This is a genomic window from Nocardia farcinica, assembly GCF_001182745.1.
GTDB classification, from domain to species: Bacteria; Actinomycetota; Actinomycetes; order Mycobacteriales; family Mycobacteriaceae; genus Nocardia; species Nocardia farcinica.
This window is the reverse complement of record NZ_LN868938.1, coordinates 2407592-2422861: the sequence shown is the minus strand read 5'-3', so window position 1 is coordinate 2422861 and position 15270 is coordinate 2407592. Positions and strand designations below refer to the sequence as shown.

15 protein-coding genes are annotated in these 15270 nt (G+C 71.8%); 6 read left to right on the top strand and 9 right to left on the bottom strand.

Annotation, left to right across the window (positions count from 1 at the left end):
* The 7 genes from AMO33_RS11740 to AMO33_RS11710 all read right to left on the bottom strand — a co-directional run bounded on the left by AMO33_RS11740 (position 1) and on the right by AMO33_RS11710 (position 6287).
* Entirely contained in the window at positions 1 to 1311 is a 1311-nt protein-coding gene (locus AMO33_RS11740) for an ArsA family ATPase (protein WP_060592567.1), read from the bottom strand.
* Positions 1312 to 1355: 44 nt separating this feature from the next.
* The gene (locus AMO33_RS11735; RefSeq protein ID WP_060592566.1) at positions 1356 to 1793 is read right to left on the bottom strand and encodes an SRPBCC family protein; all 438 of its coding nucleotides are present in this window, start codon (positions 1791 to 1793) and stop codon (positions 1356 to 1358) included.
* 75 nt (positions 1794 to 1868) lie between these two features.
* Positions 1869 to 2252, bottom strand: a complete 384-nt coding sequence (locus AMO33_RS11730) for an SRPBCC family protein (RefSeq protein ID WP_011208248.1) — start codon at positions 2250 to 2252, stop codon at positions 1869 to 1871.
* Between the two features lie 59 nt (positions 2253 to 2311).
* Complete coding sequence (locus tag AMO33_RS11725; RefSeq protein ID WP_060592564.1) at positions 2312 to 3439, bottom strand: glycosyltransferase family 4 protein; 1128 nt, start codon at positions 3437 to 3439, stop codon at positions 2312 to 2314.
* Positions 3440 to 3507: 68 nt separating this feature from the next.
* Positions 3508 to 4488: a peptidase MA family metallohydrolase gene (locus AMO33_RS11720; protein ID WP_011208250.1), complete on the bottom strand. Its 981-nt coding sequence runs from the start codon at positions 4486 to 4488 to the stop codon at positions 3508 to 3510.
* Between the two features lie 5 nt (positions 4489 to 4493).
* Positions 4494 to 5558, bottom strand: a complete 1065-nt coding sequence (locus tag AMO33_RS11715; RefSeq protein WP_098083079.1) for an NlpC/P60 family protein — start codon at positions 5556 to 5558, stop codon at positions 4494 to 4496.
* Between the two features lie 156 nt (positions 5559 to 5714).
* Entirely contained in the window at positions 5715 to 6287 is a 573-nt protein-coding gene (locus tag AMO33_RS11710; RefSeq protein WP_011208252.1) for a C40 family peptidase, read from the bottom strand.
* A 594-nt stretch (positions 6288 to 6881) separates the two neighbouring features.
* Here AMO33_RS11710 and AMO33_RS11705 point away from each other — a divergent pair.
* Positions 6882 to 8678: a DEDD exonuclease domain-containing protein gene (locus AMO33_RS11705; protein ID WP_060592562.1), complete on the top strand. Its 1797-nt coding sequence runs from the start codon at positions 6882 to 6884 to the stop codon at positions 8676 to 8678.
* 5 nt (positions 8679 to 8683) lie between these two features.
* Positions 8684 to 8959, top strand: coding sequence for an Lrp/AsnC family transcriptional regulator (locus AMO33_RS11700; RefSeq protein WP_011208254.1), 276 nt, complete (start codon positions 8684 to 8686; stop codon positions 8957 to 8959).
* A gap of 35 nt (positions 8960 to 8994) precedes the next feature.
* Here the strand turns inward: AMO33_RS11700 and trpD are convergent, their stop codons facing one another.
* Both trpD and AMO33_RS11690 read right to left on the bottom strand, forming a co-directional pair.
* Positions 8995 to 10101, bottom strand: a complete 1107-nt coding sequence (gene trpD / locus AMO33_RS11695; protein ID WP_050767983.1) for an anthranilate phosphoribosyltransferase — start codon at positions 10099 to 10101, stop codon at positions 8995 to 8997.
* Positions 10102 to 10250: 149 nt separating this feature from the next.
* Positions 10251 to 10712, bottom strand: a complete 462-nt coding sequence (locus AMO33_RS11690; RefSeq protein WP_082668722.1) for a hypothetical protein — start codon at positions 10710 to 10712, stop codon at positions 10251 to 10253.
* Positions 10713 to 10836: 124 nt separating this feature from the next.
* On the opposite strand from AMO33_RS11690, the gene ctaE reads away from it, so the two are divergent.
* The 4 genes from ctaE (at position 10837) to qcrB (ending at position 15204) form a co-directional block, all read left to right on the top strand.
* The gene (ctaE, locus tag AMO33_RS11685; RefSeq protein WP_011208257.1) at positions 10837 to 11448 is read left to right on the top strand and encodes an aa3-type cytochrome oxidase subunit III; all 612 of its coding nucleotides are present in this window, start codon (positions 10837 to 10839) and stop codon (positions 11446 to 11448) included.
* Between the two features lie 83 nt (positions 11449 to 11531).
* Complete coding sequence (gene qcrC, locus AMO33_RS11680) at positions 11532 to 12395, top strand: cytochrome bc1 complex diheme cytochrome c subunit (protein WP_076574026.1); 864 nt, start codon at positions 11532 to 11534, stop codon at positions 12393 to 12395.
* A 101-nt stretch (positions 12396 to 12496) separates the two neighbouring features.
* A complete protein-coding gene (gene qcrA / locus AMO33_RS11675) occupies positions 12497 to 13576 on the top strand; it encodes a cytochrome bc1 complex Rieske iron-sulfur subunit (protein ID WP_162492696.1) in 1080 nt (359 codons plus the stop codon).
* On the top strand, positions 13573 to 15204 hold the full coding sequence (gene qcrB / locus AMO33_RS11670) for a cytochrome bc1 complex cytochrome b subunit (RefSeq protein ID WP_011208260.1): 1632 nt from the start codon (positions 13573 to 13575) through the stop codon (positions 15202 to 15204). The genes qcrA and qcrB overlap by 4 nt, the downstream gene beginning before the upstream one ends.
* Positions 15205 to 15270: the final 66 nt, after the last annotated feature.

The window sequence follows — 15270 nt, the reverse complement described above, 5'->3', positions numbered from 1 at the left end:
TCACCGGCCCTCCGCCGGCCACAGCGCCGGGTCGGGCCGGAACCGCACGGTCAGGTGGCCCGCGTCCAGCTCGGCGCCCTCGACCGTGCACCGCCGCAACACCGGCGCCAGGCGCACCCGGCGCCGCACCCCGTCCGCTCCCACGATCAAATCGTCCTCCACTCGTCCCAGTCGCAGCGTCGCCGCGTCGACGACGGGCAGGCGCATCCGCAGCGCGTACACCGCGTCGACGCCCGTGCCCGACTCCCATCGAACCACCGGCTCGCCCGAACGCGCGCCGACACGCGTCGACTCGGCGCGGGTGTCCGGCTCACCGTCCGGTATTCCCCGTTTCCGGGCGTTCTCCCGTGCGGTGTGTTCCGGCGGTGGGGCGTCCAGCGGCTCGTAGGACAGCAGCGACAGGGCCTCGGCGCCGACCGGCTCGGGGCCGCTGTGCTGGGCCAGCAGCACCGGGACGTCGTCGAGCTCGGCGCGCAGCCGGTCGACGACGGCCTGCTGTTCGGCGCGGCGGTTGCGGTACCAGTGCACGGCGGGATGAGCCGCCTCCAGCGGGCCCGCGGGCGCGGGGGTGGCGGGCAGCATCTTGTTGACGACCACCGCGTCCAGCCGCAGCCCGAGCAGCGCGGCCGCCGAACGCACCCGCCGGGTCTCGGCCACCGCCACCCGTTCGGCGACGGTCACCAGCCGCAGCCCGGTGCGGTCGTGGTCGGCGAGCAGATCGCGCACCCGCGTGACGGCCGCGACGATCCGCGCGACGGTGGCGGCCAGGATCGCGCGCCGCGGGTCCGGGCCGGCGGCGCTCATCGCGCGCGCGTGCGGCGGCCAGAGCCGGTCGAGATAGTCCAGCAGCGTCTGCGGTGCGGAGACGATGCGCAGCAGGTCCGCCGAGGGCGGGCAGTCCACCACCAGCACGTCCCAGTCGTCCTCGTCGGCGAAGGCGGCCAGTTCGGTCAGTGCGAGCAACTCCTGGACGCCCGGCAATCCGGTGAGTTCGGCGGGCTCCAGCGCGCCGGGGTCGAGACCGAGGTCGTGGGTGTGCGTGCCGCCCGCCGAGAGCATCCGGACCACCTCGCGGTATCGATCCTCCAGCAGCGCGAGCGAATCCAGCTCGATCACGTCGAGCCCCGGTGCCACCCGGACGATCCCGGCCACGGCGCCCGGGTCGTGCGGGAAGCGGAAACCGAACGCGTCGCCCACCGAATGCGCCTGGTCCAGCGAGGCCAGCAGCACGTCCTGACCGGCGCGGGCATAGGCGAGCGCGCTCGCGCAGGCCAGGGTGGTCTTGCCGACACCGCCCTTGCCGACGAACAATTCGAGCCGGGTGCGCCGCGGCGCCGGCCCGTGCTCCGGCGCGATCAGCCTTCGACCCGTTTCTTCAGTTCCTTGAGGGCCGTGTCGGTGATGACCTTCTCGGCCTTGCGCTTGAACATGCCGATCATCGGGATGTTCAGATCGACGGTGAGTTCGTAGGTCACCTCGGTGACCCCGCCGGGTTTCTCGGCGAGCACGTAGCTGCCGTCCTGCGCCTTCTGCAACTCGCCGCTGACCAGTTTCCAGCTCACCGCGAGATCGTCGGGGCGCCAGGTGTAGGACAACACGTAGGTGTCCTTCACCACGCCCGCGTCCAGGACGAACCGGGCGGTGCGGGCGCGGCCGTCGGTGCCGGTCTCGAGCACCTCGACGGACTTGGCCGCCGCCACCCACTCCGGGTAGGACGCGAGGTCGGCGATGACGGCCATCACCTCGCGTGCGGGGGCCTCGATGAGGATCGACCTCTGCGTGCGGTCGGCCATCTGGTCAACGGTTCCTTTCCAGCGACGTTGCGGGAGGCCGAGCCGGGCACGGACGCGGCCTGCGGCGGTACCGAATCATGCCGCGGGCGTGACGCCCGCCGGACGCCCGGCCTCGAGCAGTGCCTTGACCTCGAACGACATCACCTTGCCCGCCACCCGGCGCGCGCGGTTCAGCGCGGCGAGCTTGCGCGGTGGCAGTGCCGGTGCGCCCTCGGGCTCGCAGTGCAGGAAGTAGTGCAGGATCACCCCGTCCAGCGAGGGTTCCAGCCACACCTCCATGGTGCCGGTGAGCGGACCGCGCACCAGCCAGCGAATGCCCTTGTCGCCCCGGTCCTCTCGGACCTCGAGCATGAGGTCCGGCCACCACCGGCGCCACCGGCCCCGGTCGGCCAGCACCTCGGCGACGGCAGCGCCGGGGGCGGCGATGAACGTCTGGTCCGCGACCTGAATACTGCTCACTCCGCTGAGCGTAGTAGATGGGCCCGCCGCCGTGGTCGGCGCAGGAGCTGCCGCCGTGGTCAGCGCAGCAGGTGCCGCAGCCGGGCGCCGATGGTGTCCCAGTGCCAGCGCTCGCGCACCCAGGCCCGGCCCGCCGCGCCCATCGCGGCCGCGGCGTCGGGATCGGACAGGATGGCGGTGACGGCGTCGGCGATCTCGGTGACCCGGCGGCCGTCGACCACGCGGCCGGTCTCGCCCTCGCGCACGGTTTCCGGTGCGCCGCCGGAGCGTCCGGCGATCACCGGCACACCCGTGGCGGAGGCCTCCAGGTAGACGATGCCGAGGCCCTCCACGTCCAGGCCCGCGCCGCGGGTGCGCGAGGGCATGGCGAACACGTCGGCGAGGGTGTGGTGGGCGGCCAGTTCCGCCGAGGGCACCCGGCCGGTGAACACGACGTCGCGCTCGAGGTCGAGGGCCTGGGCGAGCGCGCGCAGCTTCTGCTCGTAGGGGCCGCTGCCCGCGATCACCAGCACCGCGCCGTCGACGCGGGTGCGGATCTCGCGCATGGCGACGATCAGCGCGTCCTGCCCCTTGCGCGGCACCAGCCGGGACAGGCACAGGATGGTCGGGCGTTCGCCCAGGCCGTAGCGGGCGCGCAGCTCCGCGCGGGCGGCGGGATCCGGGCGGAAGACCTCGGGGTCCACGCCGGGGGGTAGGTACTCCAGTGCGGCGTTCGGGCCGAAGGCGGCGGCGAACCGGCCGCGGGTGTACTTGCTGACGTAGGTCACCACGTCGGTGGTCTCGCCGATCGCGCGCAGGGCCTGACGGGCCACCGGCAGCATGGACCAGCCGACCTCGTGGCCGTGCGTGCTGGCCAGCACCCGCTGTGCGCCCGCGCGGCGCAGGCCGGGGGCCAGCAGGGCCAGCGGGGCTGCGGCGCCGAACCAGACAGTGTCGCAGCGCTCCGCGCGAACCAGCCGGGCGGCGCGCCGCAGCACGGCGGGGGTGGGCAGCATGAGCGTGGTGGGATGCCGGACCACCCGGAACTTCTGCTCGGCGTCGAACTTCACGTGCGAGTCACCGCGCCAGCGCGGCGCGTAGACGACCAGTTCGTCGGAGGGCACCTGTCCGGCCAGTGCCTGCAGATACGACTGGATACCGCCCGGCCGCGGCGGGAAATCATTGGTAACCAGCAGAGTTCGGGCCATACCGACCAACCTACTTGGTGCCGTGCCCACCGCCCCCGGCCCGCCCCGCGCCGCCGCGGTGGTCGAGCTCAGCGGGCACGATCGGCGACCCACTCCCGCCAGCGCGCGACGAACGCGGTCCGGTCGGTGCCGAGCACCTCGCGCAGCACCCGGTCCTCGCCCGCGGTGTCCAACCGGCCCGCGGCCACGGCCCGGTACAGCCGGACCAGCCGGTCCTCGCCGTAGCGGTCGGCGACGAACGCCGACACCGTCCATGCCTGCTCATAGGCGAGTACCGCACCGGCGCCGGTGAAGGCCGCGTCGGCGGGCAGATCGGCGGGCAGGTCGCCGCGCTGGGCCGCGGCCAGGACGGTCGGCGCGATCGCCGCGAACGACGAGCCGAGGCCGCGGTGTGCGGCGTACTCGGCGAAGCCCTCGAGCATCCACTGCGGCGCGCCGTCGACGGTCTGTGCGCGGGCGGCCACGTGGGTGAGCTCGTGCCGCAGCAGGGTGCGCAGCTCGGCGGGGGACAGGCGCGTGCCCGCGTCCGGGGCGAACACCACGCGCTGCCCGGTGGGGCGGGTGCCGGGGCGGAACGGGTCGGCCACCGAGGCCGCGGCGACCTCGGCGGGCAGCAGATCGGGGGCGCGCAGCAGCGCGGCGAACTCCGACGGGTTGGCCGCGGCCACGACGACGGCCTCGCGCGACCAGTCCGGGCCCCACAGGTCGGTGACGGCGGCGGTGGCGGCGGGCAGTTCGGCGGCCAGCGTCGCCGCCGCCTCCGCCTGCCCGGGATGGGCCAGCACCAGCCCGCCGCCCGCGGCGGTGCGTACCTCCACGGCACCGAACGGCGCCATGATCCGCTCGACTTCGGCGACCCGCGGGTCGGTGCTCCGGCTGCCGACGACCTCGCCCGCCACCGGGCGCGCGGTGTCCGCGCCCGCCCCGCGGGGCAGCAGGACCAGCGCGCAACAGGCGCCCGTCAACAGCGCGACCGTGAGCACGGTGAGCAGGAAATGGGCGCGCCCACGGGCCGAACACCACGACAGCGCCCGCCGCCAATCGTTCACGGAGTTCAGTATCGCCGGGCCGAGTGATACGGCGTGGAATCCATCGGCGCGACCGCGACCGGCACCCCGAAGGTGGAGGCGTGCAGCATCAGGCCGTTGCCCGCGTAGATACCCACATGGGAGATGTCCGGGTAGAAGAACACCACGTCGCCGGGTTGCAGATCCTCCTTGGCGACCGGCGTGCCGTAGCTCGCCTGCGCGGAGCTGGTGCGCGGCACATCCTTGCCGACCTGCTTGAACGCCCACTGCACCAGCCCGGAGCAGTCGAACTGGTGCGGCCCGGTCGCGCCCCACACGTACGGATCGCCGACGCGGGTGAGCCCGGCGGCCAGCGCACTGGTGCCGCTGCCGGGGACCAGGCCCTGCAGCAGGGTGTCGCGGTCGAAGCCGGGCGGGAACGGCGAACCCGCGAGCGCGGACTTGTCCCGGGTGGACAGCGCGCCCCACGCCTGGACCACCTGCGCGATCGCGCCGCCGAGTTCGCTGCGCTTGCGTTCGAGATCGGCGCGCACGCGCTCGGCCTCGGCGGCCGCGGCGCGCGCGGTGTCGGCGGCGGCTCTGGCCGCGGATTCGGCCGCGACGGCCGCGTCGTCGGCCTTCTTGAAGCGGCGCAGTTCCTCGCTGGTCTGCGCGGAGAGCACGTCCAGGGTGGACATCTGGTCGAGCAGCTGCTGCGGTGAGTCGCTCACCAGGACCGCGAACATGCGGTTGGTGCGGGCGCCCTGATAGGCGGCGATGGCGGTGCGGTCGATCACCGGCTGGAAGCGGCGGACCTCCGCGCGAGCTGCCTCCACCGCGGCGGTGCGGGTGGCCAGTTCGGCCTCGGCGGCCTGCTGGGCGGCGAGCTTGGCGTCGAGATCGGCCTGGGCGCCGAGCGCCTGCTGATTGAGCTGTTCGGACTGGCGGGACAGCTCGATCATCCGCTGCACCGCCTCGCTCGCCGTGGCGGGCAGCGCCACCGGATCGGCGATCGCGGGGCCGCTCGCGCAGACTCCCGTGGCCAGCACACCCGCGGCGAGGATGCCGCCGAGCAGCCGCCTGGTGCGGTGCGGTCGGTGATCAGCTACCACGGCCTGCCGTTCTCCTTCTGCTCCGCATCCACTTTTGGTCTCGATCAGGTTACGAAACGGTCGCGACCGGTGTCCAGGGGGTCGCGAGCCGGTCACGACGCACCGCCCGCGCGACGGTACCCGAGCGGGTGCCCTCGCGCGGGCGGCGCGTGCCGATCAGAAGCGGCGCGCGCCCGCGACCGGCATCGAGGAGATCGAGGCGATGTGCACGGGGCTGCCGGAGGTGGCGGCGTGCACGACGTTGCCGTCACCGGCGTACAGGCCGGAGTGGCCGCCGCCGTAGAAGGAGACCAGGTCGCCGGGGCGCAGGTCGTCCAGCGACACCGGGCTGCCCGCGGACAGCTGGGCGCCGCTGGTGCGCGGTAGCTCGAGGCCGGCCTGGCGGTAGGACCACTGCACGAGGCCGGAGCAGTCGAAGGCGTTCGGGCCCGCGGCGCCGTAGACGTAGGGCGAGCCGATCTTGCTCAGCGCCGCGTCCAGGGCGAGCTCGCCGACGGTCTTCTGCGGCGCGACGAACGGCGGCGGGCCGGGCTGGCCGAGCTGGATGCCGGGGATCTCGGCCGGGATCGGGATCTCGTTGGGCACCTCGAAGGTGCCGACGCCGGGAATGGTGACCGGCTGAGCCGAAGCGGGCGCGGCGGGGAGGAGGAACGCGCCGATGGTGGCAGCGCCGACGGCTCCGGCAGCAACGACACGCTGCGCCTGTCGCTTGACGGTGTTGTTCGCCATGATGCGGTTACTTCCTATCTGCCCCACGACGCCACACCCGGTGGTGCGGCGGACTGCGTGGTGTCGCACCGGTTCGGGGCGACGGACTCCGTGAGGTCTCGAAAAGGTTACGAAAGCATCACGGCGGTTTGTAAAGCCGCGAACTCGGGAATCGGGCGCTGCCACTGGCCGGCCGCGCGCATATCTGCGAGAGATCTCACAACGATCACGAAACGATAAATCACCGGTTTCCCCGGCGCCCCACCGACGTCGCCGGCTGCGCTCGTGTGGATGGGAAGTATCCGTCCGTCCGGTCGGTTCTTCGACATTTCCCCAGGTCACGAGCATCGCGGCGCCGGGTTGCGGAGTGTCGTTCTGGACAAGCGTACAAGTCCGGGATCCCACGGCGGTCGGCGGCGCAAGAGTGCCGCCCGGCCGTGGCCGACACGCCCGGATACCGATAGTTCGGCGGAAAAAATATGAACCGGATCACTTTTTGGTTTTTCTAGATCATCCGCGCGAATACGGCGGAAATGTCACCGTGGTGATTCCGGACAAACCTCGCCGGCTGCGGCCGGCACGGACCTGTCGGACCGTCGGCCTACGCTGCCGACCGTGCCCGCCCCCGAGCCCTCCCGCGCCGCGCGGCAGCTCGCCTTCGACGAGTTGGACACTCCGCTCTACGACACCACCTTCGTCGTCGTCGACCTGGAGACCACCGGCACCAGCCCCGAGGGCGACGCCATCACCGAGATCGGCGCGGTCAAGGTGCGCGGGGGAGAGGTGCTCGGCGAGTTCGCCACCCTCGTCAATCCGGGCCGGGCGATCCCGCCCGCGGTCGTGCAGGTCACCGGCATCACCACGGCCCTGGTCTACGCGGCTCCCCGGATCGAGGCGGTGCTGCCCGGATTCCTCGAGTTCGCCGCAGGCGCGGTGCTGGTCGCGCACAACGCCCGCTTCGACACCGCGTTCCTGCGGGCCGCCGCCGCCCGCTGCGCACTGCCCTGGCCGGACGCGCCGGTGCTGTGCACGGTGAAGCTGGCGCGCCGGGTACTGGGCCGCGACGAGGCGCCCTCGGTGCGGCTGGCGTCGCTGGCCCGGCTGCTCGGCGCGAGCACGCAACCGACCCACCGCGCCCTCGACGACGCCCGCGCCACCGTCGACGTGTTGCACGCGCTCATCGCCCGGGTGGGCAACCAGGGCGTGCACAGTCTCACCGAGCTGATGGACTACCTGCCCGACGTGAGCGCCGGGCAGCGCGCCAAACGATCCTTCGCGGCAGGGCTGCCGACCGCCCCCGGCGTCTACCTGTTCCGTGGACCGTCCGACGAAGTCCTCTATATAGGGACGGCGGTGAACCTGCGCCGCCGCGTGCGCACCTACTTCACCGGCTCCGAGACCCGCGGGCGGATGAAGGAGATGGTCGCGCTCGCCACCCGGGTCGACCACGTGGTGTGCGCGCACGGCCTGGAGGCGGGCGTGCGCGAGCTGCGCCTGCTCGTCGCGCACGCGCCGCCCTACAACCGGCGCTCGAAATTTCCCAAGCGCGTCTGGTGGATCACCCTGACCGACGAAGCCTTCCCGCGCCTCGCGGTGGTGCGCACGCCCACCCCGGATGCGCTGGGTCCCTTCACCTCTCGCCAGGACACCGTCGACGTGGCCGCGACGCTGGCCGAGCACGCCGGGCTGCGCACCTGCACCACCAGGCTGGCGCGGTCGGCGGTGCACGACTGTCCGCCCGCGGTGGTCGGCGGCTGCCCGGCGGCCCGCGAAACACCGTGCAGCGCGGCCGAATACGCGCCCGCGCCCGCGGCTGTGCGGGATCTGGTGGCGGGTCGTTGCGACGCCGTGCTGCACACCATGCGCGCGCGCATCGACAGTGCCGCCGCCGCGGAGCATTTCGAGGCCGCCGCCCGGCTGCGCGACCGCATGGTCGCGGTGGTGCGGGCGCTGCGCCGCACCCAGCGGCTGGCCGCGCTGGCCCGCATCGCCGAACTGATCGCCGCCCACCCCGACGGCGCGGGCGGGTGGGAGTTCGCCGTCGTCCGGTACGGCAGGCTGGCCGGCGCGGGGGTGGCCGCGCGCGGCACCCCGCCGATGCCGGTGGTCGAGCAGATCGTCGCCGCCGCCGAGACGGTGGTGCCCGACGGCGTGGCCGGTGTCGGCGTGCCGGATGACGAGGTGGCCGGTCTCCCGGAGATGGTGGGCCCGCCGCTGCTCGGCGCGCCACCGGAGGAGGTCGGCCTCATCGCCCGGTGGCTGGAGCGGCCCGGCGTGCGCATCGTGCGTACCAGCCACGGCTATCACGAACCGCGCTGCGGGGCGGGCCGCTGGTCCGGCTGGGTCGCCGCCGCCGAGGCGGCGGCGCGCGCCCGACCCGACGGGGCGGACTACGCCGAACGCTTAGGCTGATCCCCATGATTACCGCGATCGTGCTGATCCACGCCGACAACGCCCGCATCCCGGAAACCGCGCAGGCCGTGGCCGACACCGAGGGCGTGGCCGAGGTCTACTCCTGCGCCGGCGACGTCGATCTGATCGCGATCGTGCGGGTGCGCGACCACGAGCAGATCGCCGAGGTGGTCACCGGCCGGATCGACAAGACCCCCGGTGTGCAGCGCACCACCACGCACATCGCGTTCAAGTCCTATTCGCGCGCCGACGTCGAGGCCGGCTTCTCGCTCGGGGAGTGAACACCGGGCAATGAGCACCGGCGGGTGAGCGACCGCTAGCGGTCGCCGAGGGTGTTGGACAGTTTCGCCCAGCGCTCCAGCAGCGCCGCGGCCTGGCCGCCGTCGATGGCGGCCGCGGCGCGCGCCATGCCGGCGGCGAGGGCGTCGTGCACGTCGGCGTCGGGATCGCCCACCCCGCGCGACAGGTCGTAGGCGACGATCGCGGCCGCCGAGTTCACCAGCACCGCGTCGCGGACCGCGCCCGCGGTACCGGCGAACACCGACCGCGCCACCCCGGCGTTGACCTCGGCGTCGCCGCCGCGCAGCGCGTCCAGGTCCACGCGGGCGATGCCGAGCCTGGTCGGGTCGATGGTGGTGCGGCGCATCCGCCCGCCGGAGACCACCCAGGTGTCGGTGACGTCGGAGGTGGTGATCTCGTCGAGCCCGTCGGCGCCGCGCACCACCAGGGCGCTGGCCCCGCGCTCGGCGAACACGCCCGCCACCACCTCGAGCAGTTCGGGGAAGGCGCAGCCGACGAGCCCCGCGCGCGGGCGCGCGGGGTTGGTGAGCGGACCGAGGATGTTGAACACGGTCGGGATGCCGATCTCGCGCCGCGCCGCGCCGGCGAACCGCAGCGCCGGATGGAAGACGGGCGCGAAACAGAAACCGATCCCGACCTCGCGCACGCACCGCGCCACGGCCTCGGGCCCGAGGTTGAGGCGCACGCCCAGCGCTTCGAGCACATCGGCGCCGCCGCTCTTGGACGAGGCGGCCCGGTTGCCGTGTTTGACCACCGGCACCCCCGCCGCCGCGACCACGATCGACGACATCGTGGAGATGTTCACCGACCCGGAGCGGTCCCCGCCGGTGCCGACGATGTCGACCGCGTCGCCGTCGATGCTCACCAGCCGCGCGTGCTCGAACATGCCGGTGGCCAGGCCGCCGAGCTCCTCGGGCGTCGGGCCCTTGATCTTGATCGCGACGCCGAAGGCCGCGATCTGGGCCGAGGTCGCGTTGTCGGACATGATCTCGTTCATCGCCCACGCGGTGTCGGCGGCGGACAGGTCGCGGCCGTCGGCGAGGGCGCCGAGCACCTGCGGCCAGCTGCGCGCGCGACCTTCGTGATCGGCAGTGGCGTGCGCTTCCGGTCGCTGACCGCTCATCTCTCCAGATCCTTCCGGCATGCCCGCCCGCGCGTCACGGGAATCGCATGCGCCTCGACGTCGGGTCTCCACCGGCGCCGCGCGCCGGTCCCGTGCAGCAGCCTAGTGGGCGCGCCCCCGCGCGGTCGTGGGATATCCGCCGCTCCGGCTCACCCCGGCGGCGCGGGCGCCAGCACCTGCCAGCCGTCGGCGTGCCCGTCGTGGCGCTGGGCCAGCCCGGCCATCCGCGACCGTTCCTGCGAACAGTGCAGCGCGTCGATCGGCTGCACGCGGTGCAGCCGCAGCGGCACCAGGCCGTCGGGGCCGGGTCCGGCGGGCGCGGCGGCGGGGGAGTAGCCGTCCTGGGCGGCGATCGCGCACACCCGCTCGACCTGTCCGGCGGGCACCCGCAGGTGATGGCGCAGCACCGCCGGTGTCGCCGCGTCCAGCCCGGTCGCCCGCGCCAGCGCGGCCGAGCACGCCTCGGCGTCGTCGAAGCTCTCGGTGAGCACCACCAGGTCCGTCCGGTCCGGGTCGAGCGGGGCCGGTCCGCCGCGCCCGAACAGCCGTCGCCACATCCGCCCAGCCACGTCTTCTCCTCGTCTCAGGTTCTCCTCATCCTGGCCTGTCATGCTGGCGTCGCCGCAGCTGGGGCGCGTCGTCGAGAGCCGGTCGCCGCCCGCCGATTCCGACACGGGCGGGCAAGTTTCGTACCCGGGTACTCGCGTCGTACTACGACGAGTCATACTTACCCCTGTGACGACCGCAGTAGGGACCCCAGGATCGGCCATTACCCAGCGTGTGCACTCGCTGAACCGGCCCAACATGGTCAGCGTCGGTACCATCATCTGGCTGTCGAGCGAGCTGATGTTCTTCGCCGGCCTGTTCGCGATGTACTTCGTGGCGCGTGCCCAGGCCAACGGGAACTGGCCGCCGGAACCGACCGAGCTGAACCTCAAGCTCGCCGTGCCGGTCACGGCCGTGCTGGTGGCTTCGTCGTTCACCTGCCAGATGGGCGTGTTCGCGGCGGAGAAGGGCGACGTGTTCGGGCTGCGCCGCTGGTACTTCATCACTCTCCTGATGGGCGCGTTCTTCGTCGCCGGCCAGGGCTACGAGTACTACCACCTGGTGCACGAGGGCACGTCGATCTCGAGCAGCGCGTACGGCTCGGTGTTCTACATCACCACCGGCTTCCACGGCCTGCACGTCATCGGCGGCCTGATCGCGTTCGTCTTCCTGCTGATCCGCACCAAGGTCAGCAAGTTCACGCCCGCGCAGGCCACCGCCGCGATCGTCGTCTCGTACTACTGGCACTTCGTCGACATCGTCTGGATCGGGTTGTTCGCCACGATCTACTTCGTTCGCTGAGTCGCCGGGCCGAGCGTCCTCGCGGGACGGTCAGCTCCAACTCTTTCGCACAAGTCGGTTCCGTCTACTCCAAAGGGACACAGATGAGTTCATCTCCCCCGTCAGCGCCAGAGCCCGCCAGCCCCGGGAACGGCCAGGCCAGCAAGACCCGCAAGCAGCGCCGCGCTCGCCGTCGCGTCGCGGGCGGGCTCGCGCTCCTGGTGGGCCTGGTCGGAGCCGGCTTCCTCGCCACCGCGTTGACCCCCGAACCCCAGGTCGCCACAGCCAACCAGGACCAGTCGGCGCTGATCCGCGAGGGTAAGCAGCTCTACGAGACCTCCTGCATCACCTGCCACGGTGCCAACCTGCAGGGTGTGCCGGACCGCGGCCCCAGCCTCATCGGCGTCGGTGAGGCCGCGGTCTACTTCCAGGTGTCCTCCGGCCGCATGCCGCTGGCCGCCAACCAGGCGCAGGCCACCCGCAAGCCGCCGAAGTTCGACGCCCAGCAGATCGACGCGCTCGGCGCCTACATCGCGGCCAACGGCGGCGGCCCCACGGTCGTCCGCAACCCCGACGGTTCGATCGCCCAGGAGTCCCTGCGCGGCGACGACATCGGCCGCGGTTCGGAACTGTTCCGGATGAACTGCGCGTCGTGCCACAACTTCACCGGCCGGGGCGGCGCACTGTCGTCGGGCAAGTACGCCCCGCCGCTGGATCCGGCGAGTGAGCAGCAGATCTACACGGCCATGCTGACCGGCCCGGAGAACATGCCCAAGTTCTCCGACCGCCAGCTGACCCCCGAAGAGAAGCGCGACATCATCGCCTACATCAAGAACGCCGCCGAGGAGAACACCCCCGGTGGGTACGGGCTCGGCGGCTTCGGTCCCGCCACCGAGGGCCTGGCCATCTGGGTCGTCGGCATCGTGCTGACCGTCGGTGCGGCGATGTGGATCGGATCCCGATCATGAGCGAACAGGAGCGAGACGTGAGTCGGCCGGACGAGGGGCCAGAATTGTCGAAGAAGCCGGTGAACCCGCCGGTGGATCCGACCGAGGACGAACTGGACGCGATGACGCGCGACGAGCTCGTCGAGCTCGGTACCGCCCGCGACGGCGTCGAGGTCGTCTACCGCGGTGAGCGCTTCCCGGTCCCGGGCACCCGGGCCGAGAAGCGGGCCGAACGCCAGGTCACCTTCTGGTTCGCGGTGTCCGGTCTGGCGGCCGCCGCGCTGATCGGCGTGTTCCTGTTCTGGCCGTGGGAGTTCAAGGGCAACAAGGAGGACGGCCACGCCGCCTACTCCCTGTTCACCCCGCTGGTCGGCCTGACCTTCGGCATCTCGGTGCTGGTCATCGGCATCGCGGTGGTGCTGATCCGCAAGAAGTTCATCCCGGCCGAGATCTCCATCCAGGAACGGCACGACGGACCCTCGCCCGAGGTGGAGCGGCGCACCCTGGCCGCCGAGCTGCAGGACGCGTTGGACACCTCCACGCTGGGTCGTCGCAAGATGATCACCCGCACCGCGGGCGCCGGTGTCGGCGTGCTCGGCATCGGCGCGCTGCTGGTCTTCGTCGGCGGCATGGTCAAGAACCCGTGGGCCAAGCGCGAGAAGTCGCCGCTGTGGGTCTCGGGCTGGACCCCCGACTTCGAAGGCGAGACCGTCTACCTGCGCCGCGACACCGGTCGCCCCGAGGACATCGTGCTGGTGCGCCCCGAGGACCTGGACGCCGGCGCCATGGAGACCGTCTTCCCGTGGAAGGAGAAGTGGCGCGGGGACTCGCACGCGACCCTGCAGTCGCTGCGCGGTATCCGCAACGCCGTGATGCTCATCCGGCTGCGCACCGAGGACGCCGAGAAGGCGATCAAGCGCAAGGGCCAGGAGAGCTTCAACTTCGGCGACTACTTCGCCTACTCGAAGATCTGCACCCACCTCGGTTGCCCGACCTCGCTGTACGAGCAGCAGACCAACCGGATCCTGTGCCCCTGCCACCAGTCGCAGTTCTCGGCGACCGAATGGGGTAAGCCGATCTTCGGTCCCGCCGCTCGCGCGCTGCCGCAGCTGCCGATCACCGTCAACTCCGAGGGCTTCCTGGTCGCCAACGGCGACTTCATCGAGCCGCTCGGACCGGCCTTCTGGGAGCGTCGTTCATGAGCCCTTCAGTCGCAGCCCAAGCCAACGAGATGGACGAGCGGTATCGCGCCGCCGCGTTCGTCAAACGGTCGATCAACAAGGTCTTCCCGACCCACTGGTCGTTCCTGCTCGGTGAGATCGCGCTCTACAGCTTCATCATCCTGCTGCTGTCGGGTGTGTACCTCACGCTGTACTTCGACCCGTCGATGGCGCACGTCGTCTACGACGGCGCCTACCAGCCGCTGCGCGGCGTCGGCATGTCGCGTGCCTACGAGACGGCGCTGCAGATCTCCTTCGAGGTCCGCGGTGGCCTGTTCGTGCGCCAGGTCCACCACTGGGCCGCGCTGCTGTTCGCGGCGTCGATCATCGTCCACCTGTTCCGCATCTTCTTCACCGGCGCGTTCCGCAAGCCGCGTGAGGCGAACTGGGTCATCGGCTCGCTGCTGCTGATCCTGGCGATGTTCGAGGGCTTCTTCGGCTACTCGCTGCCCGACGATCTGCTCTCCGGTACCGGTCTGCGCGCCGCGTTCTCCGGCATCACCATCGGCATCCCGGTGATCGGCACCTGGATCCACTGGCTGATCTTCGGCGGCGACTTCCCGGGCGAGATCATCATCCCGCGCCTGTACATCGCGCACGTGCTGCTGTTCCCCGGCATCATGCTCGCGCTGATCGCCGCGCACATCGCGCTGGTCTGGTACCAGAAGCACACCCAGTTCCCCGGCCCCGGCCGCACCGAGAACAACGTGGTCGGCGCGCGCATCGTGCCGGTGTTCGCCGCCGACCAGGGTGCGTTCTTCGCCTTCACCCTCGGCATCGTGGGTCTGATGGGCGGCCTGTTCCAGATCAACCCGATCTGGAACCTCGGTCCGTACAACCCGTCGCAGGTCTCGGCCGGCTCGCAGCCCGACTTCTACATGATGTGGACCGACGGCATGGCGCGCCTGATGCCGCCGTGGGAGCTGTACCTGGGCCGCTACACCATCCCGGCCGTGTTCTGGGTCGCGCTGGTGATGGGCCTGGTGTTCACCGTGCTGATCGCCTACCCGTGGATCGAGAAGCGGCTCACCGGCGACGACGTGCACCACAACCTGCTGCAGCGTCCGCGTGACGCTCCGGTCCGCACCGCGATCGGCGCCATGGCGATCGCCTTCTACGTGGTGCTCACCCTGTCGTGCGTCAACGACATCATCGCGTTGAAGTTCGACATCTCGCTGAACGCGACCACCTGGATCGGCCGCATCGGCATGCTGGTCGCCCCGCCGCTGGCGTACTTCTTCACCTACCGGTTCTGCATCGGTCTGCAGCGCAGCGACCGGCAGGTGCTCGAGCACGGCATCGAGACCGGTGTGATCAAGCGCCTGCCGCACGGCGAGTACATCGAGGTGCACCAGCCGCTGGGCCCGGTCGACGACCACGGCCACCCGATCCCGCTGGAGTACCAGGGCGCCCCGGTGCCCAAGAAGATGAACAAGCTCGGTTCGGCGGGCAAGCCCGGCACCGGTTCGTTCCTGTTCCCCGACCCGCCGCAGGAGTCGGAGCGCAACTTCGAACTCGAGCACGCCGCCGAGCAGAAGCAGCTCGAGGCGCTGGCCAAGGCGCAGGAGAAGGCCGCGCAGGAGGTCAGGGGCGGCAGCGGCGGGCACTGATCGCCCACCGCACCGGCCTCGAAGGCCCCGAGTCGGATTCCGGCTCGGGGCCTTCCCGTGTTCCGG

What these genes read in the sequence shown, in the direction of transcription:
- qcrA (WP_162492696.1), top strand. Translation starts at nt 12,497, where the DNA reads ATGACGCGCGACGAGCTCGTCGAGCTCGGTACCGCCCGCGACGGCGTC.
- AMO33_RS11725 (WP_060592564.1), bottom strand. Translation starts at nt 3,439, where the DNA reads ATGGCCCGAACTCTGCTGGTTACCAATGATTTCCCGCCGCGGCCGGGC.
- qcrC (WP_076574026.1), top strand. Translation starts at nt 11,532, where the DNA reads ATGAGTTCATCTCCCCCGTCAGCGCCAGAGCCCGCCAGCCCCGGGAAC.
- AMO33_RS11700 (WP_011208254.1), top strand. Translation starts at nt 8,684, where the DNA reads ATGATTACCGCGATCGTGCTGATCCACGCCGACAACGCCCGCATCCCG.
- AMO33_RS11690 (WP_082668722.1), bottom strand. Translation starts at nt 10,712, where the DNA reads ATGACAGGCCAGGATGAGGAGAACCTGAGACGAGGAGAAGACGTGGCT.
- trpD (WP_050767983.1), bottom strand. Translation starts at nt 10,101, where the DNA reads ATGAGCGGTCAGCGACCGGAAGCGCACGCCACTGCCGATCACGAAGGT.
- AMO33_RS11735 (WP_060592566.1), bottom strand. Translation starts at nt 1,793, where the DNA reads ATGGCCGACCGCACGCAGAGGTCGATCCTCATCGAGGCCCCCGCACGC.
- qcrB (WP_011208260.1), top strand. Translation starts at nt 13,573, where the DNA reads ATGAGCCCTTCAGTCGCAGCCCAAGCCAACGAGATGGACGAGCGGTAT.
- AMO33_RS11710 (WP_011208252.1), bottom strand. Translation starts at nt 6,287, where the DNA reads ATGGCGAACAACACCGTCAAGCGACAGGCGCAGCGTGTCGTTGCTGCC.